Here is a 25,152-nt window from a genome sequence, read left to right on the forward strand (position 1 = left end):
GCCCGGTTACATTCCGAACCCGGAAGCTAAGCCTTTCAGCGCCGATGGTACTGCAGGGGGGACCCTGTGGGAGAGTAGGACGCCGCCGAACAATCTTTCAAAGGACCCTTGGTCCAGCGTTCAACGCTGGACCAAGGGTCCTTTTTGTTTTTACCTTTTACGCCGAAGCGCGGCCATGGGCTGGTTGCGCGAGAATGACTAGCGGTACCCCGAAGACAGGAGTCACACCCATGTCCAACTCTCCCGACGATCGTCCGGAGCGCGAGCCTCGTCGCAACGACGGCGGTGACAGGGGCGGCTACCGCGGGGGCCGTGACGACCGTGGCGGTGACCGTGGTGGCTTCCGCCGCGACGACCGCGGTGGTCGACCGTCCAGTGGTGGCGGTTTCCGTCGCGATGACCGTGGTGGGCGTCCCGCCGGCGCTGGCGGCGGCTTCCGTGGTCGTGACGACCGTGGTGGGGACCGTCCGTCCTACCCGCGTCGTGATGACGACCGAGGTGGTTTCCGCGGTGGTCGTGACGACCGCGGTGGCGACCGTCCGTCCTACCCGCGCCGTGATGACCGTGGCGAGCGTCCGGCCGGTGGTGGCTTCCGCCGTGATGACCGTGGCGAGCGCCCCAGCTTCCCGCGCCGCGACGACGACCGTGGCGGCCGTCCCTCCTACCCGCGTCGTGACGACCGCGGTGGCGACCGTCCGTCCTACCCGCGCCGTGATGACCGTGGCGAGCGTCCGGCCGGCGGTGGCTTCCGCCGTGACGACCGTGGCGAGCGTCCCTCCTACCCGCGCCGCGACGACGACCGCGGTGGGCGTCCCTCCTACCCGCGCCGCGATGACGACCGTGGAGGTTTCCGTGGTGGTCGTGACGACCGCGGTGGGGACCGTCCGTCCTACCCGCGTCGCGACGATGACCGTGGCGGCCGTCCGGCCGGTGGCGGCTTCCGTCGTGATGACCGTGGCGAGCGTCCGGCCGGCGGTGGCTTCCGCCGTGACGACCGTGGCGAGCGTCCCTCCTACCCGCGCCGCGACGACGACCGCGGTGGGCGTCCCTCCTACCCGCGCCGCGATGACGACCGTGGAGGTTTCCGTGGTGGTCGTGACGACCGCGGTGGGGACCGTCCGTCCTACCCGCGTCGCGACGATGACCGTGGCGGCCGTCCGGCCGGTGGCGGCTTCCGTCGTGATGACCGTGGCGAGCGTCCGGCCGGCGGTGGCTTCCGCCGTGACGACCGTGGCGAGCGTCCCTCCTACCCGCGCCGCGACGACGACCGTGGCGGCCGTCCCTCCTACCCGCGTCGTGACGACCGCGGTGGCGACCGTCCGTCCTACCCGCGCCGTGATGACCGTGGCGAGCGTCCGGCCGGTGGTGGCTTCCGCCGTGACGACCGTGGCGAGCGTCCCTCCTACCCGCGCCGCGACGACGACCGCGGTGGGCGTCCGTCCTACCCGCGCCGCGATGACGACCGTGGTGGTTTCCGTGGTGGTCGTGACGACCGTGGTGGGGACCGTCCGTCCTACCCGCGTCGCGACGACCGTGGCGGGTTCCGCGGGCGTGACGACCGTGGTGGCGACCGCGGCGGCTACCGCGGTGGCCGCGATGACCGTGGTGGCGACCGCGACTACCGTGCCGACCGCGACCGGGATCCGGTCAAGCGTCTCCCCATCGACGAGGACGTCACCGGCCTCGAAATCGACGCCGATGTGCGCCAGGAGCTCCTGAGCCTGCCGAAGGGGCTGGCCGAGGAGGTCTCCCGGAACCTGGTCATGGTGGCCCGGCTGATCGACGAGGACCCGGAGCAGGCGTACGCGTACTCGCGGATCGCCCTGCGGCTGGCCTCCCGCGTCGCCGCCGTGCGCGAGGCCGCCGGCTTCGCTGCGTACGCCACGCAGAAGTACAGCGAGGCGCTCGCGGAGTTCCGCGCAGCCAAGCGCATGACCGGGTCCGTCGAGTTGTGGCCCGTCATGGCCGACTGCGAGCGCGGCCTCGGCCGCCCCGAGCGCGCGCTGGCCATGGCCGGCGAGCCCGAGGTCCAGAAGCTGGACAAGGCCGGCCAGGTCGAGATGCGTCTGGTCGCCGCCGGTGCGCGGCGGGACATGGGGCAGCTCGACGCCGCCATCGTGACCCTGCAGAGCCCGGAGCTGGCCTCCAACAGCGTGCAGCCATGGACCGCACGCCTGCGCTACGCCTACGCGGACGCCCTGCTGGCGGCCGGTCGCGAGGACGAGGCGCGCGAGTGGTTCGCCAAGACGGTCGAGGCGGACAAGGACGGGGCGATGGACGCCTCCGACCGGCTCGCCGAGCTGGACGGGGTCGAGTTCGTCGACGCGCTGGAGTCCGACGAGCTCGACGTGGACGCGGACGTGGACGTCGACGAGGACGCGGACGACGAGGACGACGAGCAGGACGACGCCGAAGTGGCTGCCGCCGAGCGCGCGTCCGACCAGGCCGAGTACTACGACGAGGACGACGACGAGTACGAGCCCCTGGAGGCGTCCGAGGCGGACTCCGACGTCGACGTCACCGACGAGGTCGTCGTCGTGGACGAGGACGACGAGCAGGAACAGGGCCGTGACCAGGCCTGAGCGATGACATGAGGAAGGGCGGTACCCCACCGGGGGTACCGCCCTTCCTCATGTCCGGGCCCGGCCCGGGAGGCGGTCAGTCCAGGCTGCGCAGGACCAGGCCCGTGGCCGGCTTCGGCCCGAAGGAGGTCGACTTGCGGGGCATCGTGACGCCTTGGCGGGCCAGGTCCCGGACGACTTCCTCCCGTACCGGGTGCAACAGGACCGCGGTGCCGCCGTGGCGCTGGGCCATGGCGACGGTGGCGGCTGCGTCGTGGATGTACGTGATCTGGTCGGGGGTGTCGGGGATCTGCCACAGGGCGTCGAGCAGGGTCGCGTGGAGCACGGTCGCGTCCAGGCGGCGCCAGGCCTCGGGGCGGTCGCGGCGCACGGTGCGTTCGAGGAGGTCCAGATCGGGGTCGGTCACCAGGTGGAAGGTGCCGTCACCGGCCAGGAGGAAGGCGTTGCCCCGTTCCGAGGCGTCCGCGAGGGCCTCCATGGCGAGCGGCAGCGGGCCGTCCACCGGGCGGACCCGGAAGTGGCCCGTGACCGCGGACAGGGCGTCCGCCACCGGGAGGCGGCGCAGCATCCGGTGGATGGCGCGGACCTGGAGCGGGTACCGGGCCGTGTCGACGAGGAGGACCAGGCCGAAGTCCCACGGGGTGGGGGACCGGTGTTCTTCCTGGAGGCGCAGGTACGTCGCCCAGCGGTGGTGGCCGTCGGCGATGAGGGCCTGGTGGTGCGCGAGGCCGGCGGTGACCGCGGTCAGGTCGGCGGGGTCCGTGACGGCCCAGAGCCGGTGCTGGAAGCCGTCCTCGGTGGTGGTGGACAGCAGGGGCGTGCGCCGGGAGGTCCGCTCGACGACCTCCGCGGCGCCGAGCTCGGCGTCGTCGCCGCGGTAGGTGAGCAGGAGGGGTTCGAGGTTGGCGGACGTGGCCCGCATCAGGCCGGCCCGGTCGGTGACCACGTGCGGCATGACGTCCTCGTGCGGCAGGACGATACCGGCGTCGGCCTTCGACAGGGCGAGGGCGCCGATCAGGCCGCGCTGGAGCAGGCCGCCCTTGCGCTGCTCGTAGACGTAGAGCGCCGGTTCGGGGTCGGCGCTGAGGATGCCCCGGGAGAGCCAGTCGCGCAGGGTGTGTGCGGCCTGCTCGTTGCGTGCCTCGGGGCTGTCGGCCTGGGGGAGGATCAGGCGGACGATGTTGTGCGGGTCGGCGGATTCGAGGTGGTCGACTCCGTCGGGGCGCACGACCACGTCGTACGGCGGTGAGGTGACGGCGGCCAGGCTGCCGACGCGCTCCGGGACGTAGCGCAGTCCGTGGAAGGGAATGAGGCGCAGCCCGTCGTCCGCAGTACCAGTTGTGGTCATTGGTGCATGGTAAGACGCGTCTCGCGATGCGGGATGATCGGGTGAGGAAGACCGCAGGACACATGCAGTCGAGTTCGGTCGAGGATCGAGCGGATAGGGAGCCGACGGAATGACCCGGCAGAGCAGGACCAGTCCGGCGGGCAGCGAGCGCAGCCTGCACCAGGCGTACGACACGGCCCTGCTGGACCTGGACGGTGTCGTGTACGCGGGTGGTGAGGCCATCCCGTACGCGGTGGAGTCGCTGGCCGCGGCCCGGGCCGACGGGATGCACCTCGCGTACGTCACGAACAACGCGCTGCGGACTCCGGACGCCGTGGCCGAGCACCTGGGCGAGCTGGGCATTCCGACCGAACCCGGTGAGGTGATCACCTCGGCGCAGGCCGTGGCCCGGCTGATCTCGGAACAGGTGGAACCGGGGTCGAAGGTGTTGGTGATCGGCGGCGAGGGGCTGCGGGTGGCATTGCGCGAGCGGGGCCTGGTGCCGGTGGAGTCGGCCGACGAGGAGGGGCTGGCAGCGGTTGCCCAGGGGTACGGCGGGCCCGACCTGCCGTGGGCGCGCTTTGCGGAGGCCTCGTACGCGATCAATCGCGGGGTGCCGTGGTACGCCTCCAACACCGACCTGACGATTCCGGGAGCGCGGGGGATCGGTCCCGGGAACGGGGCCGCGGTGGAGGTCGTACGGATCGCCACGGGCGCGGAACCGCAGGTGGCGGGGAAGCCGTTGCCCCCGATGCACCGGGAGACGGTGCTGCGGACCGGGGCGGAGCGCCCGCTGGTGGTCGGGGACCGACTGGACACGGACATCGAGGGGGCCACCAACGGGGAGGTGGACTCGCTGTTGGTGCTGACCGGGGTGACGGACGCGGCACGGTTGCTGCGGGCCGAGCCGAAGCACCGGCCGACCTATGTGGACCGTGATCTGCGCGGACTGCTGACGGGGCAGCCGGAGGTGGCCGAGGACGGGGAGGGCTGCTTCCGGTGCGGGGGCTGGACCGCGCTCGTGATGGCGGACGTACTGGAGTTGCGGGGCGAGGGCGATCCGATCGACGGGCTGCGGGCGCTGTGCGCGGCGGCCTGGACCCAGGCGGGCGATGGCTCCTGCACGTTGGACGCGGGGAAGGCGCTGGCCAGGATCGGGCTCTGAGCAAAATATGGGTGGAGGGTAGGCTAACCTAACTTTCGTGTTGGTCGAGAGTCCCCCCGAACCGAGCGCGGCGCCGGTCGCCGCCGTCCGCCCACGGCAAGCGGCGCGCCTCGTCGGGTTGCTCGGTGCCCTCGCGGTGCTGGCCCTGATTGCGGTGGCGAGCATCGCCGTGGGCGCCAAACAGATGCCCCTCGACCAGGTTTGGCACGGTCTGTTCCACTACGCGGGAACCCCGTCCGACGTGGTGGTGCGCGATCTGCGGGTTCCGCGGACCCTCCTCGGGCTGATGGTCGGGCTCGGACTCGGCCTCTCCGGTGCGGTGATGCAGGCGCTGACCCGCAATCCGCTGGCCGAGCCCGGCATCCTCGGCGTCAATGCGGGCGCCGCGGCCGCCGTGGTCTCGGCGATCAGCTTCCTCGGGGCCTCCTCCCTCAGCGAGTTCGTGTGGTGGGCCTTCCTCGGCGCCGCCGTCGTCTCCGTCGTGGTCTACGTGCTCGGCGGCAGCCGCAGTGCGACACCGGTGCGCCTCGCGCTCGCGGGTACGGCGGCCAGCGCGGCCCTGGTCGGCTACATCAACGCCGTACAGCTGATGGACACCAAGGCGCTGGACAAGCTGCGCTTCTGGACGGTGGGTTCCCTGGCCTCGGCCACCATGGACACCGTCCGCCACGTGGCGCCCTTCCTGCTGGTGGGCGCGGTGATCGCCCTGTCGCTGGGCCGGCCGCTGAACGCGATGGCCATGGGCGACGACACCGCGCGGGCCCTCGGCGCCCACCTGGCGCGGACCCGGATCGGCGCCGTGGTCGCCATCACGCTGCTGTGCGGGGCGGCCACCGCGGCCTGCGGGCCGATCGTCTTCATCGGGCTGATGATCCCGCACCTGGCGAGGATCGTCACCGGGCCCGACATGCGATGGGTGCTCGCCTATTCGGCGGTCCTCTCACCCGCTCTGCTACTGGGTGCGGACGTCATCGGCCGGGTCGTCACCCGGCCCGCCGAGCTCCAGGTGGGCATCGTCACCGCGGTGATCGGCGGCCCCGTCTTCATCCACCTGGTCCGGCGCAAGAGGATGGCCCAGCTTTGACCGTCGAACTCCGGGCGGACAAGCCCGCGTCCCGTCCCCTGCGCGGCCCCGGCGGACTGTCCCTGCGGGTGGAGCCGCGTGCGCTGGCGATCGGGTTGCTGCTCGCCGTCGCCGCGCTGGTGATGTCCGTGGTCCTCATCGGCACCGGCGACTTCGAGATCGCGCCGTGGGACGTCGTGCAGACCCTGTGGGGCAACGGCACTCCCGCGCACGACTTCATCGTCAACGACCTCCGGTTGCCGCGGGTGCTGGTCGGCCTGCTGGTCGGTGCGTCCCTCGGCATGTCAGGGGCAGTCTTCCAGTCCGTCTCCCGCAACCCGCTCGGCTCCCCGGACCTGCTCGGCTTCGGGTACGGCTCGGCGGTCGGCGCGCTCACCGTGATCGTCCTGTTCAAGGGCGGTGCGACCGCGGTCGCGGTGGGCGCTCTGGTGGGCGGGCTGCTCGCCGGAATCCTCGTCTACGTGCTGTCGTACAAGCGGGGCATCCACGGCTACCGGCTGGTGCTGGTCGGCATCGGTACCTCCGCGATGCTCGTCGCCGCCATCAACTACCTGCTGACCAAGGCCCAGCTCGTCGAGGCCACTCGGGCGATGGTCTGGCTGACCGGCTCGCTCGCCGGCCGGGACTGGAGCCAGGTGTGGCCCTTGCTCGTGACCTGTGCGGTGCTTTTCCCACTGGTCCTGGGGCAGGGGCGGGCCCTGCGGATGATGGAGATGGGCGACGACGCCGCGTACGCCCTCGGGGTACGGGTGGAACGTACGCGGATGCTGCTGATGCTGGCGGCGGTGCTGCTGACCACCGCTGCCGCCGCGGCTGCCGGCCCCATCGCCTTCGTCGCACTGGCCGCGCCCCAGCTGGCCCGGCGCCTGACCCGCTCCTCCGGGTCGAACCTGCTCACCGGCGCGCTGATGGGTTCCGTCCTGCTGCTCGTGTCCGACTGGGCCTCGCAGCGCGCCTTCGGCGCCGACCAGCTGCCGGTGGGTGTGGTGACCGGGCTGGTCGGCGGTGTCTACCTGCTCTGGCTGCTCGTCACCGAGCGCAGGGCGGGACGTGTATGAGCAACCCAAGGAGTACGCACGTGCAGCGGCTGACCGCGCAGAACGTGACCCTCGGCTACGAGCAGCGGGTCATCGCCGAGAACCTGTCGGTGGAGATCCCCGACCACTCCTTCACGGTGATCGTCGGGCCCAACGCCTGCGGCAAGTCCACCCTGCTGCGCGCCCTGTCGCGGATGCTGAAGCCCTCCGCCGGGCGGGTCCTGCTGGACGGGCAGGCCATCGGGTCGATGCCGGCCAAGAAGGTCGCCAAGACCCTGGGCCTGCTGCCGCAGTCCTCGATCGCCCCGGACGGGATCACCGTCGCCGACCTTGTCTCGCGCGGCCGGTACCCGCACCAGGGGCTGCTGCGGCAGTGGTCACCCGAGGACGAGCGGATCGTCCTGGAGTCCATGGCCTCGACCGGGGTCGCCGAGCTCGCGGACCGGGCGGTGGACGAGCTCTCGGGCGGGCAGCGCCAGCGCGTGTGGATCGCGATGGCGTTGGCGCAGCAGACGCCGCTGCTGCTCCTGGACGAGCCGACCACGTACCTGGACATCCAGCACCAGATCGACGTGCTGAACCTGTGCGCCGAACTCCACGAGCACCAGGGGCGGACCCTGGTCGCCGTGCTCCACGACCTCAATCACGCGGCCCGCTACGCCACGCACCTGATCGCGATGCGGGGCGGCGAGGTCGTGGCGGAGGGACCGCCGGCCGAGGTGGTCACCGCGGAGCTGGTGGAGGAGGTGTTCGGGCTGCGCTGCCAGATCATCGACGATCCGGAGACGGGGACGCCGCTGGTCATCCCGGCGGCCCGCAAGTCCCCGGCCGGACGGCCGACGGGAGTCCGCGCCGCGGTGGAGTCCCGGCCCGGCGCGTGACGTCAGGCCGTGGGGCGAGCCGCGGCGGCCGGGTCACAGCAGGTTCTTGAGCCGGAGCAGGTCGCGGAAGCCGGCCTCCAGCTTGACCCGGCCCGAGGCCCAGGCCTTGGCGAACTTCAGCTCGCCCGCCACCATCGCCACCAGGTCGTCGCCGGTCATCGCGAGCCGGATGTCGGCCTTGGCGGAGGGCGGGCCCGGGGACACCGCGTCCACCCGGATCCGGCCGCCGTCGAGGCGGCCGGTGAAGGTCCGGTCCAGGTCGGTGATGTGGCAGCTCAGGGAGCGGTCGAGCGCAGCTGCGCCGCGCACGTCGCCGTCGGCCCGTGCAAAGTTGCCGGAGAGGTGGTCGAGTGCGGCTCGGCACTCCTCGATCGTAGCCATCGTGATCTCGACCGTACCGCAGAGCCGTGCGCCGTCGCCCGGGTGGTTCGAGGTAGCGTCGGGGCATGACCGACGACATGACCGACGCGTTGGTGGAGGTACCGGACGCGCCAGAGGGGCGGGACGTACGGGACGCCCCCGCGGGAACCGCCGCGGAAGCGACCGCCGGGCCCGAGCCGCTGGGCCTCGTGCGCACGCCCACCGGCCACGGCGGGGTGGACGCCCAACTGGAGCGGCTGGCCGATGCCGACCACCTCACGGCGGACGGACACGTCGCGGTGTACGAGGATGTGCACAGGGGGTTGCGCGACGCGCTGACCGCGCTGGACGCACCGCCCGTCCCCGGACCGTACGAAAACAGGAGCTGAACCGAACGTGGCAGGAGTGGCACGCCGCCGCCTGGACGCCGAACTGGTACGCCGCAGCATGGCCCGCTCGCGCGAGCACGCCGCCCAGCTGATCGCCGCGGGCCGGGTGACCGTGGGCGGCGCCACCGCGACCAAGGCGGCCACCCAGGTCGAGACCAGCGCGGCCCTGGTGGTCCTGAAGGACGACAGCGACCCCGACTACGTGTCCCGGGGCGGCCACAAGCTGGCCGGGGCACTGGCGGCCTTCCAGCCACAGGGGTTGGTCGTCGAGGGCCGCCGCGCCCTGGACGCCGGTGCCTCGACCGGCGGGTTCACCGACGTCCTGCTGCGCGCGGGAGTGGCCCACGTCATGGCCGTGGACGTCGGCTACGGGCAGCTCGCCTGGTCGCTGCAGAGCGACGAGAGGGTCACCGTCAAGGACCGTACGAACGTCCGCGAGCTGACGGTCGAGCAGCTCGACGGCGCTCCGGTGGATCTGGTCGTCGGTGACCTGTCATTCATCTCGATCGGCCTGGTGCTGCCCGCGCTGGTGCGGTGCTGCGCGCCGGACGCGGACCTGGTGCTGATGGTCAAACCGCAGTTCGAGGTCGGCAAGGACCGGCTCGGCAGCGGCGGTGTGGTCCGCAGCCCGGAGCTGCGGGCGGAGGCCGTGCGCGAGGTGGCGGCGCAGGCGGCGAAGCTGGGGCTCGGCGTGCTCGGGGTGACCGCGAGTCCGCTGCCCGGTCCGTCGGGGAACGTCGAGTACTTTCTGTGGCTGCGGGCGGGGGCACCGGCACTCGACCCGGCGGATGTTGACCGTGCAGTGGCGGAGGGGCCGCAGTGACAGATTCAGCGGATACATCGGATACGTCGGCTACATCGGGTTCTACGACGGGACGCACCGTCTTCCTGCTCGCGCACACCGGGCGGCCCGCTGCCATCCGCAGCGCCGAACTGGTCGTGCAGGGGCTGCTGAAGAGCGGGCTGGGCGTGCGGGTCGTGGAGTACGAGGCGAGGGACCTGCCGCTACCGCCCGAGGTGGAGCTGGTCAGCGAGTGCACCCCCGAGGTGCTGGAAGGCTGTGAGCTGCTGATCGTGCTGGGCGGCGACGGGACCCTGCTGCGCGGCGCGGAGTTCGCGCGCGGCTCGGGGGTGCCGATGCTGGGCGTGAACCTGGGCCGGGTGGGGTTCCTCGCGGAGGCCGAGCGGGACGACCTGGACAAGGTCGTGGACCGAGTGGTGACGCGGGCGTACGAGGTCGAGGAGCGGATGACCCTCGACGTGCTCGTCCGGACGAACGGCGACGTGGTCCACCGGGACTGGGCGCTGAACGAGGCCGCCGTCCAGAAGGTGTCCCCCGAGCGGATGCTTGAGGTGGTGCTGGAGGTCGACGGACGCCCGGTGTCCGGCTTCGGCTGTGACGGGATCGTCTGTGCGACCCCGACGGGCTCGACCGCGTACGCCTTCTCCGCGGGCGGGCCGGTGGTCTGGCCGGAGGTGGAGGCGCTGCTGATGGTGCCGATCAGCGCCCACGCGCTGTTCGCGAAGCCGCTGGTGACCTCGCCGAACTCGGTGCTGGCGGTGGAGGTGCAGACCGGGGTTCCGCACGGGGTGCTGTGGTGCGACGGGCGGCGGATGCTGGAGCTGCCGGCCGGGGCTCGGGTGGAGGTCCGGCGGGGTGCGGTGCCGGTGCGCCTCGCCCGGCTGCACCACGCGTCGTTCACGGACCGGCTCGTCGCGAAGTTCGCGCTGCCGGTGTCGGGATGGCGCGGAGCGCCCCATCAATAGCACATCCGTTCGGGAGACTCCCGACGGGTGACGTCACATGGCACCCGCGAAACCTCGGTATCGTCGTCCCGTGCTTGAGGAGATGCGGATACGGTCGCTCGGGGTCATCGACGACGCGGTGGTCGAGCTGTCGCCCGGTTTCACCGCGGTGACCGGCGAGACCGGCGCGGGCAAGACGATGGTGGTCACCAGCCTCGGCCTGCTGCTCGGCGGTCGCGCCGACCCGGCCCTGGTACGGATCGGGGCCAAGGCGGCGGTCGTGGAGGGCCGCATCGTCATGCGCCCCGACGCGCCCGCCGCCGTTCGTGCCGAGGAGGCCGGGGCCGAGCTCGACGACGGCGCCCTGCTGATCAGCCGGACCGTGTCCGCCGAGGGGCGCTCCCGCGCCCACGTCGGCGGACGCTCCGTGCCCGTCGGCCTGCTCGGCGAGCTCGCGGACGACCTGGTCGCCGTACACGGGCAGACCGACCAGCAGGGCCTGCTGCGGCCGGCGCGGCAACGGCAGGCCCTCGACCGGTACGCCGGGGACGCGGTCGCCGTCCCGCTGGAGAAGTACGGGGCCGCCTACCGGCGGCTGCGCGCGGTGGCCGTCGAACTCGACGAGATCACCACCCGGGCCCGGGAGCGGGCCCAGGAGGCCGACCTGCTGCGCTTCGGCCTGGAGGAGATCGCGGCCGTGGAGCCGCTGGCCGGCGAGGACGTGGAGCTGGCGGCCGAGGCCGAGCGGCTCGGCCACGCCGAGTCCCTGGCCTCCGCGGCACAGCTCGCGCACGCGGCGCTCGCCGGCGACGTCGAGGACCCGGAGGGCGTCGACGCGAACACGCTCGTCGCCGGCGCACACCGGGCCCTGGAATCCGTACGGTCGCACGATGCGGCCCTCGGCGTGCTCGCGGAGCGGATCGGGGAGCTCGGGATCCTGCTGGCCGACGTGGCCGGAGAGCTGGCCGGCTACGCCGACGACCTGGACGCCGATCCGCTGCGACTGGCCGCGGTGGAGGAACGGCGGGCGGCCCTGACCCAACTGACGCGCAAGTACGGCGACTCGATCGACTCCGTGCTGGAGTGGGCCGAGCGCAGTTCGGCGCGGCTGCTGGAGCTGGACGGCGACGACGAGCGGATCACGGAGCTCACCGCCGAGCGGGACGGGCTGCAGGCCGAACTGTCGCTGCTGGCTCAGGCGCTGACGGACGCCCGGGTGGAGGCGGCGACGCGGTTCGCGTCGGCGGTGACCCAGGAGTTGGCGTCGCTGGCGATGCCGCACGCGCGGGTGACGATCGACATCCGGCAGGTGGAGGACCCCGACGGCGTGGAGGTGAACGGCCGTCCCGTCGCGTACGGGCCCTCGGGCACGGACGAGGTCGAACTGCTGTTGGCCCCGCACCCGGGAGCCCAGCCGCGGCCGATCGCCAAGGGCGCCTCGGGCGGTGAACTGTCACGCGTCATGCTCGCGGTGGAGGTCGTGTTCGCGGGCTCCGACCCGGTGCCGACCTACCTCTTCGACGAGGTCGACGCGGGCGTCGGCGGCAAGGCGGCGGTCGAGGTCGGGCGACGGCTCGCGAAGCTGGCCAAGTCGGCGCAGGTCGTGGTCGTCACGCACCTGCCGCAGGTGGCAGCCTTCGCGGACCGGCAACTGCTGGTGGAGAAGACCAACGACGGATCGGTGACGAGGAGCGGTGTCACCGTCCTGGAGGGCGAGGCCCGCATCCGCGAACTGTCCCGCATGCTGGCGGGGCACGAGGACTCGGCCTCTGCGCGGGCGCACGCCGAAGAACTACTGGCGGCGGCGCGCGCGGACGCCTAGTGCTGTGGCCGGTGAACCTTTCCGACCGCAGCACTGGCGGGCGCACGACGGGGGCGGCCATGAGGCAGTCGAAGAGGGCCCGGGACGGTGACGTTCCGGGCCCTCTTCGGATACGCCGGGGTGACGCGCGCTACGCCGTGTGAGTGAGGCTCGGGGGTGTGTCGCGGTATCTCCTGCGGGATCCGCACCCGTATGGTCCCGGAACGCGCGTGCGGACTGGCATCCTGGGCGGAGTCTCTGCCTCCCTCACCCTGGAGCTTCGGCCCGTGAGCAGCTCCCCGGTCTCGATCCCGGTCCCCGCGCAGCCGTACGGGGGACCGCCGCTACGCACCGTCCAAGTGCTCGGCGGCGCCGGCACGGGCAGCAGCGCGCACGTCCGGTCGCTCACGACCGGGCTCGCCGCACGCGGGGTGCGGGTGACGGTGTGCGCGCCCGTCGAAGCGGAGGGCGAGTACGACTTCACCGGCGCCGGGGCGCAGTTCACCCCTGACGCGGTGAGTGCGCTGCGCACCGTGTGCGCCGGGGCGGACGTGGTGCACGCGCACGGCGTGCGGGCCGGGATGCGGGCCGCACTGGCCTTGCGGGGGCGCCGGGTACCGCTCGTGGTGACCTGGAACGGCGGCGGGCCGACGGTCGAAGGGGCGTTCGGACGGCTGGGCCGGGTACTGGAGCGGCGTGTGGCGCGGGCCGCAGCGGTGGTCCTCGGCGCCTCCTCGGAGCAGGTGGACCTGGCGCGGGCGCGCGGCGCACGGGACGCACGCCTGGCACCGGTGGCCGTGCCGATGGGCCCGGCGGGCCCGGACCCCACAGCGGACACGGGCAAGACGCGGGCAGAACTGGGCGCGGTGGAGCGGCCGTTGCTGATCGCGGTCGGGAGCTTGGTGGAACGCCGGGGGTACTCCCTGCTGCTGGACGCGGCGCGGGCGTGGCGCGTACTCGACCCGGTACCGCTGGTGGTGATCGCGGGGGAGGGCCCACAGCGCGCAGAGCTGACCCGGCGGATCGAGGCGGAGGGTCTGCCGGTGCGCCTGCTGGGGCGCCGCCGGGATGCGGCACAACTGCTGGCGGCGGCGGACCTGGCGGTGCTGACGAGCCGGTGGGAGGCGCGCTCGATGCTGGCGCAGGAGGCGCTGCGGGCGGGCGTGCCCCTGGTCGCCACGGCGGTCGGGGGCGTGCCGGAGCTGGTCGGGCAGGCGGGGGTGCTGGTTCCGTACGGGGATCCGGGGGCGCTGGCTTCGGCGGTGGCGGACCTGCTGGCGGACCCGGCGCGGAGGGCCGCGCTGGCCGAGGCGGGGCGGGTACAGGCGGCGACCTGGCCGTCGGAGGACGACACGGTGGCGCAGATCCTGTCGGTGTACGACGAACTGATGGAACGCCAGCGCCGTTAGTCGCTGCGCGCCGCCGGCGCCGAGGCGTGCGAGCGAGCGGCGCGTCAGGCAGGGGAGACGTGGCGGCGGGCGCGGAGGGCCAGGCTGAGGGAGAGGACCGTCTCCGGGTCGTCCAGGTCCGTGCCGAGGAGCTCCGCGATGCGGGCCAGACGGTTGTAGAGGGTCTGGCGGTTGAGGTGGAGCTCGCGCGCCGTCTCCGCCTTGCGGCCGGCGTGCGCCAGGTACGTCTCCAGGGTGGGCAGGAGCGGCGGCCGGGAAGTGGTGTCGTGTACGCGCAGGGGACCGATCGCGCGGTCCACGAAGGCCGCCAGGTCGGGGTGTTCGCGCAGCCGCCACAGCAGCAGGTCGATGTCCAGCCGCCGGGCGTCGTACCAGGCGCGGGCGGGGAGGCCGTGGGCCGCCGTGGCGGTCTCCGCCGCGTGACGCAGCCCCGAGGACGCCGCCGCCCAGCCGCCCGCGACGCCGACCACCACCGCCGGCGGGGCCGCCGCCCGGTCGAGGCCGGCTCGTTCCACGCCCGCCCGCAACGCCGCCGCGACCCGGTCGGCCACTGCCGTGCGCTCCGATTCGTTCCGCAGCGAGACCAGGAGCGGCACCCGCCCTTCCACCGGGCGCACGCCCAGGAGGACCGGTACGCCGACCGAGGACAACTCCTCCAGCACCGCGCGGGCCAGGACCGCCCAGTTCCCGGACGGTCCGAGGTCGGAGGACAGGCGCATCACGACGGGGAGCAACGGTCCCGCCCCGGGCTTGAAGCCCAGGACGCGGGCTTGCCCCGGGGCGTCCTCGGCGCTGATGCGCCCCTCCGCCAGGTCCGTCAGGAAGTCGCCGCGACCGCGCGCCGCCAGCTCTTCTTCCTGACGTGCCTGCATCAGGACGACGGCCAGTACGCCCGCCGTCCGCTCGGCCGCCATCCGGTGTACGGGAAGGAGCGGGGCCGAGACGGCCAGGAGGACGACCCGGGCACGGACCGAGCCCGTGCCGTGGCCGCCGCCGGGGACGTCGACCAGCACCGCGTTGGCCGAAGGTTCCGCCTGGCGCTGGCCCCGCAGGCCCTCCCAGACCTGGAGCGGGTCCGCCGCCGCCTCCCCGGAGGCCGGGCCGGCCGCGTACAGCAGTTGGCCGTCGGGGGTCTCCAGGAACACCGGGTTGCCCGTGAAGTCGGCCAGGATGCGCAGCACCTGGGGGATGCCGCCGCCGCCCAGCAGCGCCTCGGTGCAGCGCCGGTGGACCTCCTCGGCCCGCTGGAGCAGGGCGTAGTGGTGGTTGACGATCTCGGTGTGGATCTCCTCCGTCACCGCGACGAAGGGGACCTCCCGGTGGAGTTGGACCAGCGGCAGCCCCGCCGCCCGCGCCGTTTCGACCAACGTCGCGGGGAGCCTGGTGAAGCGCGGGCCCAGCTCGACCACCAGCGCGGCGATCCCCCGGTCCGCGAGGCGGCGTACGAAGGCACGTTGCTCGGCGGGTCGGGTGCCGAGGCCCAGTCCCGTGGTCAGCAGCAGTTCCCCGCCCTTGAGCAGGGACGCGATGTTCGGCACCTCGCCCGCGTGCACCCAGCGGACGGTCCGTCCGAGGCGGTCGGCGCAGGCCACCACCTCCGGTAGTCCGCTGCGCAGTCCGGGGAGCTCCAGTGCCCGCTGAACGGTGATCCCGCCCTGGTTGTCCATAGCGCGGGACGCTACCGGCCACCTTGTTCCCCGCACATCACCGGGCGGTTACGGGGCCCGATATGCCCCCGTCCGGCCCGACAACTCGTCTGCTCTGCAAGGAGATTATCGGACCGCGTGCCGATTGTGGTCTGCGTCACGTACGGGTTGAGTGGCGCCCCTCCCGACAGGAACGAGGTCGCCATGAGCGTAGGTACCACCGGCAGAGGACCCGACGCACCACGAAGCCCTCAGGCCCCGCAGGTCCACCGGTTGAAGGCCAACTCCGTCGGCCTCGTCGGCGTCGTGTTCATGGCCGTCGCCACCGCGGCGCCCATCACCGCCATGACCGGCAACCTTCCGATCGCGGTCGGTTTCGGCAACGGCACCGGAGCCCCGGCCGGCTACCTCTTCGCCACCGTCGTCCTGACCGTCTTCGCCGTCGGCTACGTCGCCATGGCCAAGCGGATCACCGCCGCCGGCGCCTTCTACGGCTACATCTCGCACGGCCTCGGCCGGATCGCCGGCATGGCCTCCGGCATGCTCGCGGTCCTCGCCTACATCGTCTTCGAGGCCTCGATCGTCGGTGTCTTCTCCTACTTCGCCAAGACCACCGTCCACGACCAGCTCGGCGTCGACCTGCCCTGGATCGTCTACGCGGCCGGGATGCTCGCCGTCACCGCGGCCCTCGCGCACTTCGACATCAACCTCACAGCCAAGGCGCTCGGCGTCATGCTCGTGGCCGAGATCGCCGTCCTGTTCGCCGTCGCCACCGCCGTCCTGATCGCGGGCGGCGGCCCCGACGGCATCCCGGTCGAGCCCGTCAACCCCAAGCACGCGTTCACCGGCACCTCCGCCGGCCTCGGCCTCTTCTTCGCCTTCTGGTCCTGGGTCGGCTTCGAGTCCACCGCGATGTACGGGGAGGAGTCCCGCGATCCGAAGCGGGTGATCCCGCGGGCCACCCTGATCTCCGTGGTGGGCGTCGGCCTCTTCTACATCTACGTCTCGTGGATGACCATCGCGGGCAACGGTCTGGCCGAGTCCGTCGCGCTGTCCGCCTCCACCAGCCCCCTCGACCTCTTCTTCGCCCCCACCCGGACCTTCATCGGCGCCTGGGCCGTCGACGCGTTCCAGTGGCTGCTGCTGACCGGCTCCTTCGCCTGCGGCATGGCCTTCCACCAGTGCGCCGCCCGCTACCTGTACGCCATCGGCCGCGAGGGCTTCCTGCACCCGGCGCTCGGTCGGACGCACGCCAAGCACGGCTCGCCGTACCTCTCCTCCGTCGTCCAGACCGCCATCGCCACCGCTCTGGTCGCGCTGTTCTGGTTGACGGGGCAGGACCCGTACATCCACCTGTACACGCTGCTCGCGATCCTCGGCACGATGGCGATCCTCATCGTCCAGACCCTGTGCTCCTTCGCCGTGATCGGCTACTTCCGCAAGAACCACCCGGAGGACCGGCACTGGTTCCGCACGTTCACGGCGCCGCTGCTCGGAGGGTTCGGCATGACCGCCGTGGTCGTGCTGCTGCTGGTCAACATGAAGACCGCGGCCGGCCTCGCCGCCGATTCGTTCTTCTTCACGCTGATCCCGTGGATCGTGGGAGTCGTGTTCTTCGGCGGGCTGGGGCTCGGACTCTGGCTGAAGTACAAGGCCCCCGAGCGCTACGAGATCATCGGCCGCGTCGTCCTGGAGGACTCCGCCGAACGCGCCGAAGAACCCGCGCCCTCCGCCCCGCCCGCGCCCTCCGCCCCGTCCGCCGCGAACGTCTGAGAAGGAGCCGCCGCCATGGCCCGTACGCCCCTGATGCACGCGCTCCAGCGCCTGGCCGCCGAGCACGCCGCTGCCCGCCGGCTCGCCCTGCCGGTCGCCGAGGTCCGCGGTCTCGGCCGCCGTCAACTGCTCGGCCGGGCCGCCGCGCTCGGCCTCGGCAGCGCCCTGGCCTCCTCCGCGACCGCCCGTGCGGTCGAAACGGCCCCCGCCCCCAAGCCCGTGACCCCCGCCCGCGTCGCCGTCGTCGGCGCCGGCATCTCCGGGCTCACCGCAGCCCTCACCCTCCGGGACGCCGGGGTGGACTGCACCCTGTACGAGGCCAATCCGAGCCGGGTCGGGGGCCGCATGTGGTCCCAGCGCACCCACTGGGCGTACGGGCAGACCTCCGAGATCGGCGGCGAGCTGATCGACACCAGCCACAAGAAGATCCTCGAACTGTGCCGCCGCTTCAACCTGCCCACCGAGGACTTCCTCGGCGGCGGTCCCAACGGGGCCGAGGAAGTCCTCTGGTTCAACGGGGTCTACTACTCGCGCGCCCAGGCCGACGAGGACTTCAAGGCCGTCTACCAAGCGCTGCACCGCGACCTCCAGGAGGCCGGCGAGGTCTCCTGGAACTCCTCCACCCCGGCCGGCACCGCCCTCGACGACATGACGCTGTACGAATGGATCGAGACCCGGATCCCCGGCGGCCACGGCTCGCAGCTCGGCCGCTTCATCGACGTCGCCTACAACGTCGAGTACGGGGCGGACACCGACCAGCAGTCCGCGCTCGCCCTGGTCCTGCTGATGGGCTACCAGCCCAACCCGGGCAACTTCAACGTCTGGGGCCTGTCCAACGAGCGCTACCACATCACCGGCGGCAACGACCAGCTACCGAACGCCATCGCCCAGGCCCTGCCCGCCGGTTCGCTCGTGATGGGCCGCGAACTGGTCGCCGTGCGCGTGGCCTCCGACGGCACGCAGACGCTGACCTTCAACGACGCCGGCGCGACGCGGACGGTGGTCGCCGACCACACCGTCCTGTGCCTGCCGCTGCCGATCCTCCAGCGCATCGACCTCTCCGGCGCCGGCTTCGACCCGCTGATGAAGAACCTGTTGCGCGACGCCCGGATGGGCTTCTGCACCAAGCTCAACATGCAGTTCACCGCCCGGCCCTGGCGCGGCACCGGCCCCTGGCCCGGGGTCTCCGCCGGCGACTGCTTCACCGACTCGGACGTCCAGCAGACCTGGGACACCACCAAGGTCCAGCCGGGCAACGGGGGCATCCTGCTCCAGTACGGCGGCGGCAGCCTGGCCGGGGCGCTCACCCCGGCCACCCCGTTCGCCACCGAGTCCGATCCGTACGTACGCTCCCTCGCCGGCCGCGTGCTGACCGGAGTGGACGCCTTCTTCCCGGGCACCAAGGCCGTCTGGAACGGGCGGGCGCAGTTGTCCGCCTGGCACCGCAACCCGTACTCACTCGGCGCGTACTCGTACTGGCCGGTCGGCTACCTGCACCGGTACGCCAAGTACGAGGGCACCGCGCAGGGTCGGATCCACATCGGCGGCGAGCACTGCAGCTACGACTTCCAGGGCTTCATGGAAGGCGGGGCCACCGAGGGGGAGCGGGCGGCGCGCGAGGTGATCGCCGCCCTCAGCTGACCCTGTCGCTCAGGCGGGCTTGATGTTGTGGTTGAAGCGGAAGACGTTGTCCGGGTCGTACATCTGCTTCACCGCGCCCAGCCGGGCCAGGTTCTCGGCGCCGAAGCCCGCCACCAGGCGTTCGGGACCCTCGTCACCGGTGAAGTTCAGGTAGACCGCCCCGGTGCTCCACGGCTGTACGTCGGCGCGGACGTCCTTGACCCAGCGGATGGCCCGTTCGTCGTCGGCCGGGTCCTCCCAGATGCCGAACGGGTGGACGACCCAGGGCGCGTCACGGTACGGGACCGGCCACTCGGCCGGGCCCGCGGCGATGGCGCCGCCCTGGGGGAAGAGCACGTGTTGGCAGCCCGACGGCACCGGCATGCTGTCCGCGCGGGCGCAGAACACGTCCAGCAGCTCGTCCGGGGCCCCGGTGAGGTACTCCGCCGACCAGTAGTTGCGCAGGTCGGGAGGGTCGTCGAACTGGCACTGGAAGTCCGCGTACGGCAGCGCGGTGACCATCTCCACTTCGTGCGGGACGGACAACAGCGGCTGTGCGAGCGCGCGGACCTCCTCCTCGGGGCCGGTGTAGGTGATCAGCGCGCCGATCAGGAGCGTGCCGACCAGGTGCGGGGGGACGAACTCCGCCGGCGGGCCGGTCATGTAGATGACGCCGCCGGCTGCGTCGTCGGGACCGTTCTCGATGATGTCGCGGTAGGCGCGGGCCAGTTCGGGCCCGTGCTCGGGCAGGGCCAACACCATGGCTACGGAGAACACCGGCAGTTCGTGCAGGCGCAGGGTCAGCGAGGTGGCGATGCCGAAGTTCCCGCCGCCGCCGTGCAGGGCCCAGAACAGCTCGGGGTTCTCCTCCGCCGTCGCCTCCACGACCGAGCCGTCCGCCGTCACCAGTTCCACGCCCAGCAGGTTGTCGATGGCCAGCCCGAACTTCCGGTCCACCCAGCCGGTACCGCCGCCCAGCACGTAGCCCCCCACGCCCGTGGTGGAGGCCCGGCCGCCGGTGGTGGCCAGCCCGTACGGCTGGCAGGCCCGGTCCAGGTGGCTCATCACGGCCCCGCCCCCGACCCGTACCGCCTTGGCCGCCGGGTGGACGCTCACCTCGTGCATCCGGCGCAGGTCCACGACCACGCCGCCGTCGTTGAGGGACATCCCGGCGACGCTGTGGCCGCCGCCGCGCACGGCGACGTGCAGGTCCAGGTCCCTGGCGAAGCGCACGGCCGTGACGACGTCCGCCACGCTCTCGCACTGGGCGACGACGGCGGGCCTGCGGTCGATCATCGCGTTGAAGATGGTCCGGGCCCCGTCGTATCCCGGATCGCCCGGGGCGAACACCTCGCCGGCCAGATCCTCGCGGAGCGCGGCGAGGGCCGTGCCGGCCTTTGACAGGGGTGCCATGGCTGCCGTCCTTCCGGAGGCTTGGCGTACGACCATTCCAGCGTAGGCGGACACCTCCTGCCGGGCGCGGCGGAGCGGCCGGCGGGGTCCCGCCGGGTCCCGCCGGGTCAGCCCCCGTACGCCCCGCTCGCCGTCAGCCGCAGGGCCGTGTCGATGAGGGGGACGTGGCTGAACGCCTGCGGGAAGTTGCCGACCTGCCGCTGGAGCCTCGGGTCCCACTCCTCCGCCAGCAGCCCCAAGTCGTTGCGGAGCGACAGCAGCTTCTCGAAGAGGTTGCGGGCCTCGTCGACCCGGCCGATCATCGCCAGGTCGTCGGCCATCCAGAACGAGCAGGCGAGGAAGGCCCCCTCGTCGCCCTCCAGACCGTCCACGCCGGCCTCCTCGCCGGTCGTCGGATAGCGCAGGATGAACCCGTCGGACGTGGACAGCTCGCGCTGGATCGCCTCGATGGTGCCGATGACCCGCTTGTCGTCCGGCGGCAGGAAGCCCATCTGCGGAATCAGCAGCAGGGAGGCGTCCAGCTCCCTCGACCCGTAGGACTGGGTGAAGGTGTTGCGTTCCTTGTCGTAGCCCTTCTCGCACACGTCCTGGTGGATCTCGTCGCGCAGCTCGCGCCACCGATCCAGCGGGCCGTCCGCGTCCCCGCTCTCGATCAGCTTGATCGTCCGGTCCACGGCCACCCAGGCCATCACCTTCGAGTGCACGAAGTGGCGGCGCGGGCCGCGCACTTCCCAGATGCCCTCGTCCGGCTGGTCCCAATGGGCCTCCAGGTAGCGGATCAGCTTCAGCTGGAGCACCGAGGCGTAGTCGTTGCGGGCCAGACCCGTCATGTGGCCCAGGTGCAGGGCCTCGGTGACCTCGCCGTACACGTCCAGCTGGAGCTGGTGCGCGGCGCCGTTGCCGACCCTGACCGGGCGGGAGTTCTCGTACCCCGGCAGCCAATCCAGCTCGGTCTCGCCGAGCTCCCGTTCGCCGGCGATCCCGTACATGATCTGCAGGTTCTCCGGGTCGCCCGCGACCGCGCGCAGCAGCCACTCGCGCCAGGCCTGGGCCTCCTCGCGGTAGCCGGTGCGCAGCAGCGAGGAGAGGGTGATGGCGGCGTCGCGCAGCCAGGTGTAGCGGTAGTCCCAGTTGCGGACCCCGCCGATCTCCTCCGGCAGGGAGGTGGTGGGCGCGGCGACGATGCCACCGGTGGGGCCGTACGTGAGCGCCTTGAGGGTGATCAGGGAGCGGACCACCGCCTCGCGGTAAGGGCCGTGGTACGTGCAGTGGTCGACCCATTCGCGCCAGAACGCGGTGGTCGCCTCCAGGGCCCCCGGAGCGTCGGGAGCCTCCGGGGCGCTCTTGTGGGAGGGCTGCCAGCTGATGCAGAAGGCCACCTGGTCACCCGGGCCGACGGTGAAGTCGGAGTAGGTCGTCAGGTCCTTGCCGTACGTCTGGGCGTCGGTGTCCAGCCAGACCGAGTCCGGGCCGGCGACGGCGACGGTGCGCCCGTCCACCTTGTGCACCCAGGGGACGACCCGCCCGTAGCTGAACCGCATGCGCAGCGTCGAGCGCATCGGGACGCGCCCGCTGACGCCCTCCACGATGCGGATGAGTTGCGGGGCGTGGTCCTCGCGGGGCGGCATGAAGTCGATCACGCGGACCGTACCGCGCGGTGTGTCCCACTCCGATTCCAGGATCAGCGAGTCGCCCCGGTAGCGGCGGCGGTCGGCGCGCAGGGCTCCGTCGCCTCCGGGCAAGGCCGGGCCGATACGCCAGAAGCCGTGATCCTCGGTACCGAGGATGCTCGCGAAGATGGCATGGGAGTCGAAACGCGGCAGACACAGCCAGTCCACCGATCCGTCCCGGCAGACCAGCGCGGCGGTCTGCATGTCCCCGATCAGTGCGTAATCCTCGATGCGCCCGGACACGTTGCATCTCCAGTCGAACGGCCACGTCCGCCCCGAAGGGCGCTTGCATTGCGCGGTTGCGCGGTCTCCCGTGGGTGTGGATCCCCGCACTGAGCTCATGATTCCGGATACGGCCGGGTGGCGCCGTATGTCGGACTGCTCGGCGGCGATGTGAAGCGATATTCGAGCAGGATATGACGGCACCCTAGTGATCTCCTTAAGACCCGGAACAATGTGGGTCGACCAAACGGGTGACCTGGGCGAAAGCCGGCGTGACCGGCCGCGGCGCGGTGGTGGCGCAGGGTCGAGGGGCCGTAGCGCCGCGTGGCCGGAGGCGGACCGGCCCGGGCGCTGATAGGCTGGTACCCCGTGGACCGGTGGTCTGCCTGTGCGAATCAGGAGCCCCGAAACCGCAGCTTCGGCGCCCCCTGAGACCCTCCGGTTCGACGGTGGCCGGCGCCGGACGCACCTCACTTCGCGACCACGGGAGCCCCCTCTTGGCGATGCCGCCCAAATCCATGACGACCAAGCACATCTTCGTCACCGGGGGTGTCGCTTCCTCCCTCGGCAAGGGCCTGACGGCCTCCAGCCTGGGTGCCCTGCTCAAGGCGCGCGGCCTGCGGGTCACGATGCAGAAGCTCGACCCGTACCTGAACGTCGACCCGGGCACGATGAACCCGTTCCAGCACGGCGAGGTGTTCGTCACCAACGACGGCGCCGAGACCGACCTGGACATCGGTCACTACGAGCGCTTCCTCGACGTCGACCTCGACGGCTCGGCCAACGTCACCACCGGTCAGGTCTACTCGACGGTCATCGCCAAGGAGCGGCGCGGCGAGTACCTCGGTGACACCGTGCAGGTCATCCCGCACATCACCAACGAGATCAAGCACCGCATCCGCCGCATGGCGACCGACGACGTCGACGTCGTCATCACCGAAGTCGGCGGCACCGTCGGCGACATCGAGTCGCTGCCGTTCCTGGAGACCGTCCGCCAGGTCCGCCACGAGGTCGGCCGCGACAACGTGTTCGTCGTGCACATCTCGCTGCTGCCCTACATCGGCCCCTCCGGCGAGCTGAAGACCAAGCCGACCCAGCACTCGGTCGCGGCCCTGCGCAACATCGGCATCCAGCCCGACGCGATCGTGCTGCGCGCCGACCGCGAGGTCCCCACCTCCATCAAGCGCAAGATCTCGCTCATGTGCGACGTGGACGAGGCGGCCGTCGTCGCGGCGATCGACGCCAAGTCGATCTACGACATCCCGAAGGTGCTGCACACCGAGGGCCTCGACGCGTACGTCGTCCGCAAGCTCGACCTGCCGTTCCGCGACGTGGACTGGACCGTCTGGGAGGACCTGCTGGACCGCGTCCACAACCCCGACCACGAGGTCAAGGTCGCGCTCGTCGGCAAGTACATCGACCTGCCCGACGCGTACCTGTCGGTGACCGAGGCGCTGCGCGCCGGCGGTTTCGCCAACAAGGCCCGCGTGCAGATCAAGTGGGTCACCTCCGACGACTGCAAGACCCCGGCCGGTGCCGCGGCGCAGCTCGACGACGTGGACGCGATCTGCGTGCCCGGCGGCTTCGGCGACCGCGGTGTCAACGGCAAGGTCGGCGCGATCACCTACGCCCGCGAGAACAAGATCCCGCTGCTCGGCCTGTGCCTGGGCCTGCAGTGCGTGGTCATCGAGGCCGCGCGCAACCTCGCCGGCATCGAGGACGCCAATTCCACCGAGTTCGACGCCTCCACCCCGCACCCGGTCATCTCGACCATGGAGGAGCAGCTGGCCTTCGTCGAGGGCGCGGGCGACCTGGGCGGCACCATGCGCCTGGGCATGTACCCGGCGAAGCTCGCCGAGGGCTCGATCGTGCGCGAGGTCTACGGCGACCAGGCGTACGTGGACGAGCGCCACCGTCACCGCTACGAGGTCAACAACGCCTACCGCAGCGAACTGGAGAAGAAGGCGGGCCTCGTCTTCTCCGGCACCTCCCCGGACAACAAGCTCGTCGAGTACGTCGAGTACCCGCGCGAGGTGCACCCCTACCTGGTGGCCACCCAGGCCCACCCGGAGCTGCGCTCGCGCCCGACGCGCCCGCACCCGCTCTTCGCGGGCCTGATCAAGGCCGCGGTGGAGCGCCAGCAGTCGGCCAAGTGACGGCTTGACCGCATAACGTAGACAGCCGGGGCACGGATCGTGCCCCGGCTGTCACGTTCTCGGGAAGGTACTGCTCATGGGCATCGCAGACACACAGGAATCGTGGGAGGTCATCGCCTCCCGGACGCCGTTCGAGGGGGCGAAGACGGCGGTCCGTTCCGAGCAGGTACGGATGCCCGACCGGTCGGTGGTGCGTCGTGACTACCAGGTCCACCCCGGGTCGGTGTGCGTACTGGCGCTCGACGAGGAAGGCCGGGTCCTGGTGCTGCGCCAGTACCGGCACCCGGTGCGGTGGAAGCTGTGGGAGCTGCCGGCGGGGCTGCTCGACGTTCCCGGTGAGAACCCGCTGCACGCCGCGCAGCGGGAGCTGTACGAGGAGGCCCACGTCAAGGCGGAGGACTGGCGGGTGCTGGCGGACTTCTTCGCCTCCCCCGGCGGATCGGACGAGGCGATCAGGGTCTTCCTGGCCCGCGGTCTCTCGGAGGCCGACGGGGAGCGGTACGAGGCCTCCGAAGAGGAAGCGGACATGGAGATCGCCCGGGTCCCGCTCGAAGAGCTGGTCCGCGGCATCCTGGCCGGCGAGTTCGCCAACCCGGGCCTGGTCACGGGGGCCCTGGCCCTGACCGCGGCCCTTGCCGCCCCGGAGGGCCTGGACGCGCTGCGCCCCTCTTCGGCCCCCTGGCCGGCCCGCCCGTACGAGGCGTAGCCGACGGCAGGGCTGGAGGCCCGGGGGAGATCCGCAGCGGCGGCCCGGAGGGCGGCCCGGGCGGTTCCCGGCGGGCGGCGGTGCGGGCGGGCCACCGGTGTGCGCGACGGGCCCGGCGGAGGCGGCCGTTCCGTGGCCGGGACCTGCGGGGGCCGGTGGTGTGAC

Annotated in this window: 19 protein-coding genes, 1 rRNA gene and 1 pseudogene; 16 read left to right on the top strand and 5 right to left on the bottom strand. The window is 72.1% G+C overall.

The window, feature by feature from the left end:
* From rrf to ABZZ20_RS29800, 3 genes and pseudogenes are all read left to right on the top strand, one after another.
* A 5S ribosomal RNA gene (gene rrf, locus ABZZ20_RS29790) occupies positions 1-91 on the top strand; the annotation flags it as partial.
* An 895-nt stretch (positions 92-986) separates the two neighbouring features.
* Positions 987-1,562 (top strand): annotated as a pseudogene (locus tag ABZZ20_RS29795) (RNA helicase); the annotation flags it as partial.
* A 138-nt stretch (positions 1,563-1,700) separates the two neighbouring features.
* Complete coding sequence (locus tag ABZZ20_RS29800) at positions 1,701-2,582, top strand: tetratricopeptide repeat protein (RefSeq protein ID WP_356874958.1); 882 nt, start codon at positions 1,701-1,703, stop codon at positions 2,580-2,582.
* A 76-nt stretch (positions 2,583-2,658) separates the two neighbouring features.
* Here ABZZ20_RS29800 and ABZZ20_RS29805 read toward each other — a convergent pair whose 3' ends face one another.
* Positions 2,659-3,930: a DUF1015 domain-containing protein gene (locus ABZZ20_RS29805; RefSeq protein ID WP_356874859.1), complete on the bottom strand. Its 1,272-nt coding sequence runs from the start codon at positions 3,928-3,930 to the stop codon at positions 2,659-2,661.
* A 109-nt stretch (positions 3,931-4,039) separates the two neighbouring features.
* Between ABZZ20_RS29805 and ABZZ20_RS29810 the strand changes: the two genes are divergently transcribed.
* From ABZZ20_RS29810 to ABZZ20_RS29825, 4 genes are read left to right on the top strand one after another with little or no spacing between them, the layout of a single operon-like run.
* Positions 4,040-5,074: an HAD-IIA family hydrolase gene (locus tag ABZZ20_RS29810; protein ID WP_356874861.1), complete on the top strand. Its 1,035-nt coding sequence runs from the start codon at positions 4,040-4,042 to the stop codon at positions 5,072-5,074.
* A gap of 37 nt (positions 5,075-5,111) precedes the next feature.
* On the top strand, positions 5,112-6,158 hold the full coding sequence (locus ABZZ20_RS29815; RefSeq protein WP_356874863.1) for an iron chelate uptake ABC transporter family permease subunit: 1,047 nt from the start codon (positions 5,112-5,114) through the stop codon (positions 6,156-6,158).
* Positions 6,155-7,216 carry an iron chelate uptake ABC transporter family permease subunit gene (locus ABZZ20_RS29820; protein WP_356874865.1) on the top strand — a complete coding sequence of 354 codons (1,062 nt, stop codon included), beginning with the start codon at positions 6,155-6,157 and terminating at the stop codon, positions 7,214-7,216. Before ABZZ20_RS29815 ends, ABZZ20_RS29820 begins: the two co-directional genes overlap by 4 nt.
* On the top strand, positions 7,213-8,076 hold the full coding sequence (locus ABZZ20_RS29825) for an ABC transporter ATP-binding protein (RefSeq protein ID WP_356874867.1): 864 nt from the start codon (positions 7,213-7,215) through the stop codon (positions 8,074-8,076). The genes ABZZ20_RS29820 and ABZZ20_RS29825 overlap by 4 nt, the downstream gene beginning before the upstream one ends.
* A gap of 33 nt (positions 8,077-8,109) precedes the next feature.
* On the opposite strand, the gene ABZZ20_RS29830 is transcribed toward ABZZ20_RS29825, so the two are convergent.
* Entirely contained in the window at positions 8,110-8,457 is a 348-nt protein-coding gene (locus ABZZ20_RS29830; protein ID WP_356874869.1) for an SCP2 sterol-binding domain-containing protein, read from the bottom strand.
* 65 nt (positions 8,458-8,522) lie between these two features.
* On the opposite strand from ABZZ20_RS29830, the gene ABZZ20_RS29835 reads away from it, so the two are divergent.
* The 5 genes from ABZZ20_RS29835 to ABZZ20_RS29855 all read left to right on the top strand — a co-directional run bounded on the left by ABZZ20_RS29835 (position 8,523) and on the right by ABZZ20_RS29855 (position 13,781).
* Positions 8,523-8,825, top strand: a complete 303-nt coding sequence (locus ABZZ20_RS29835; protein ID WP_356874871.1) for a hypothetical protein — start codon at positions 8,523-8,525, stop codon at positions 8,823-8,825.
* 7 nt (positions 8,826-8,832) lie between these two features.
* The gene (locus ABZZ20_RS29840; RefSeq protein ID WP_356874873.1) at positions 8,833-9,648 is read left to right on the top strand and encodes a TlyA family RNA methyltransferase; all 816 of its coding nucleotides are present in this window, start codon (positions 8,833-8,835) and stop codon (positions 9,646-9,648) included.
* Complete coding sequence (locus ABZZ20_RS29845) at positions 9,645-10,592, top strand: NAD kinase (protein ID WP_356874875.1); 948 nt, start codon at positions 9,645-9,647, stop codon at positions 10,590-10,592. The genes ABZZ20_RS29840 and ABZZ20_RS29845 overlap by 4 nt, the downstream gene beginning before the upstream one ends.
* A gap of 37 nt (positions 10,593-10,629) precedes the next feature.
* Positions 10,630-12,393, top strand: coding sequence for a DNA repair protein RecN (recN, locus tag ABZZ20_RS29850; RefSeq protein WP_356874876.1), 1,764 nt, complete (start codon positions 10,630-10,632; stop codon positions 12,391-12,393).
* A 266-nt stretch (positions 12,394-12,659) separates the two neighbouring features.
* The gene (locus ABZZ20_RS29855) at positions 12,660-13,781 is read left to right on the top strand and encodes a glycosyltransferase family 4 protein (protein WP_356874878.1); all 1,122 of its coding nucleotides are present in this window, start codon (positions 12,660-12,662) and stop codon (positions 13,779-13,781) included.
* Between the two features lie 44 nt (positions 13,782-13,825).
* On the opposite strand, the gene ABZZ20_RS29860 is transcribed toward ABZZ20_RS29855, so the two are convergent.
* Positions 13,826-15,448 (bottom strand): PucR family transcriptional regulator, encoded by a 1,623-nt coding sequence (locus ABZZ20_RS29860; protein WP_356874880.1) that lies wholly within the window; start codon positions 15,446-15,448, stop codon positions 13,826-13,828.
* Positions 15,449-15,631: 183 nt separating this feature from the next.
* Between ABZZ20_RS29860 and ABZZ20_RS29865 the strand changes: the two genes are divergently transcribed.
* On the top strand, positions 15,632-17,200 hold the full coding sequence (locus ABZZ20_RS29865; protein WP_356874882.1) for an APC family permease: 1,569 nt from the start codon (positions 15,632-15,634) through the stop codon (positions 17,198-17,200).
* Between the two features lie 15 nt (positions 17,201-17,215).
* The gene (locus tag ABZZ20_RS29870) at positions 17,216-18,841 is read left to right on the top strand and encodes an FAD-dependent oxidoreductase (protein ID WP_356874884.1); all 1,626 of its coding nucleotides are present in this window, start codon (positions 17,216-17,218) and stop codon (positions 18,839-18,841) included.
* A gap of 9 nt (positions 18,842-18,850) precedes the next feature.
* Here ABZZ20_RS29870 and ABZZ20_RS29875 read toward each other — a convergent pair whose 3' ends face one another.
* Positions 18,851-20,233, bottom strand: coding sequence for an FAD-binding oxidoreductase (locus ABZZ20_RS29875; protein ID WP_356874886.1), 1,383 nt, complete (start codon positions 20,231-20,233; stop codon positions 18,851-18,853).
* A gap of 107 nt (positions 20,234-20,340) precedes the next feature.
* On the bottom strand, positions 20,341-22,146 hold the full coding sequence (locus ABZZ20_RS29880) for a glycoside hydrolase family 15 protein (RefSeq protein ID WP_356874888.1): 1,806 nt from the start codon (positions 22,144-22,146) through the stop codon (positions 20,341-20,343).
* Between the two features lie 497 nt (positions 22,147-22,643).
* Here ABZZ20_RS29880 and ABZZ20_RS29885 point away from each other — a divergent pair, with 497 nt between their 5' ends.
* Together ABZZ20_RS29885 and ABZZ20_RS29890 are read left to right on the top strand one after the other, a co-directional pair.
* A complete protein-coding gene (locus ABZZ20_RS29885; protein WP_356874890.1) occupies positions 22,644-24,281 on the top strand; it encodes a CTP synthase in 1,638 nt (545 codons plus the stop codon).
* Positions 24,282-24,357: 76 nt separating this feature from the next.
* A complete protein-coding gene (locus ABZZ20_RS29890; RefSeq protein ID WP_356874892.1) occupies positions 24,358-24,987 on the top strand; it encodes an NUDIX hydrolase in 630 nt (209 codons plus the stop codon).
* The last annotated feature ends 165 nt before the right edge of the window (positions 24,988-25,152 follow it).

This window comes from Streptomyces sp. NPDC006430 (assembly GCF_040612395.1).
Classification (GTDB): domain Bacteria; phylum Actinomycetota; class Actinomycetes; order Streptomycetales; family Streptomycetaceae; genus Streptomyces.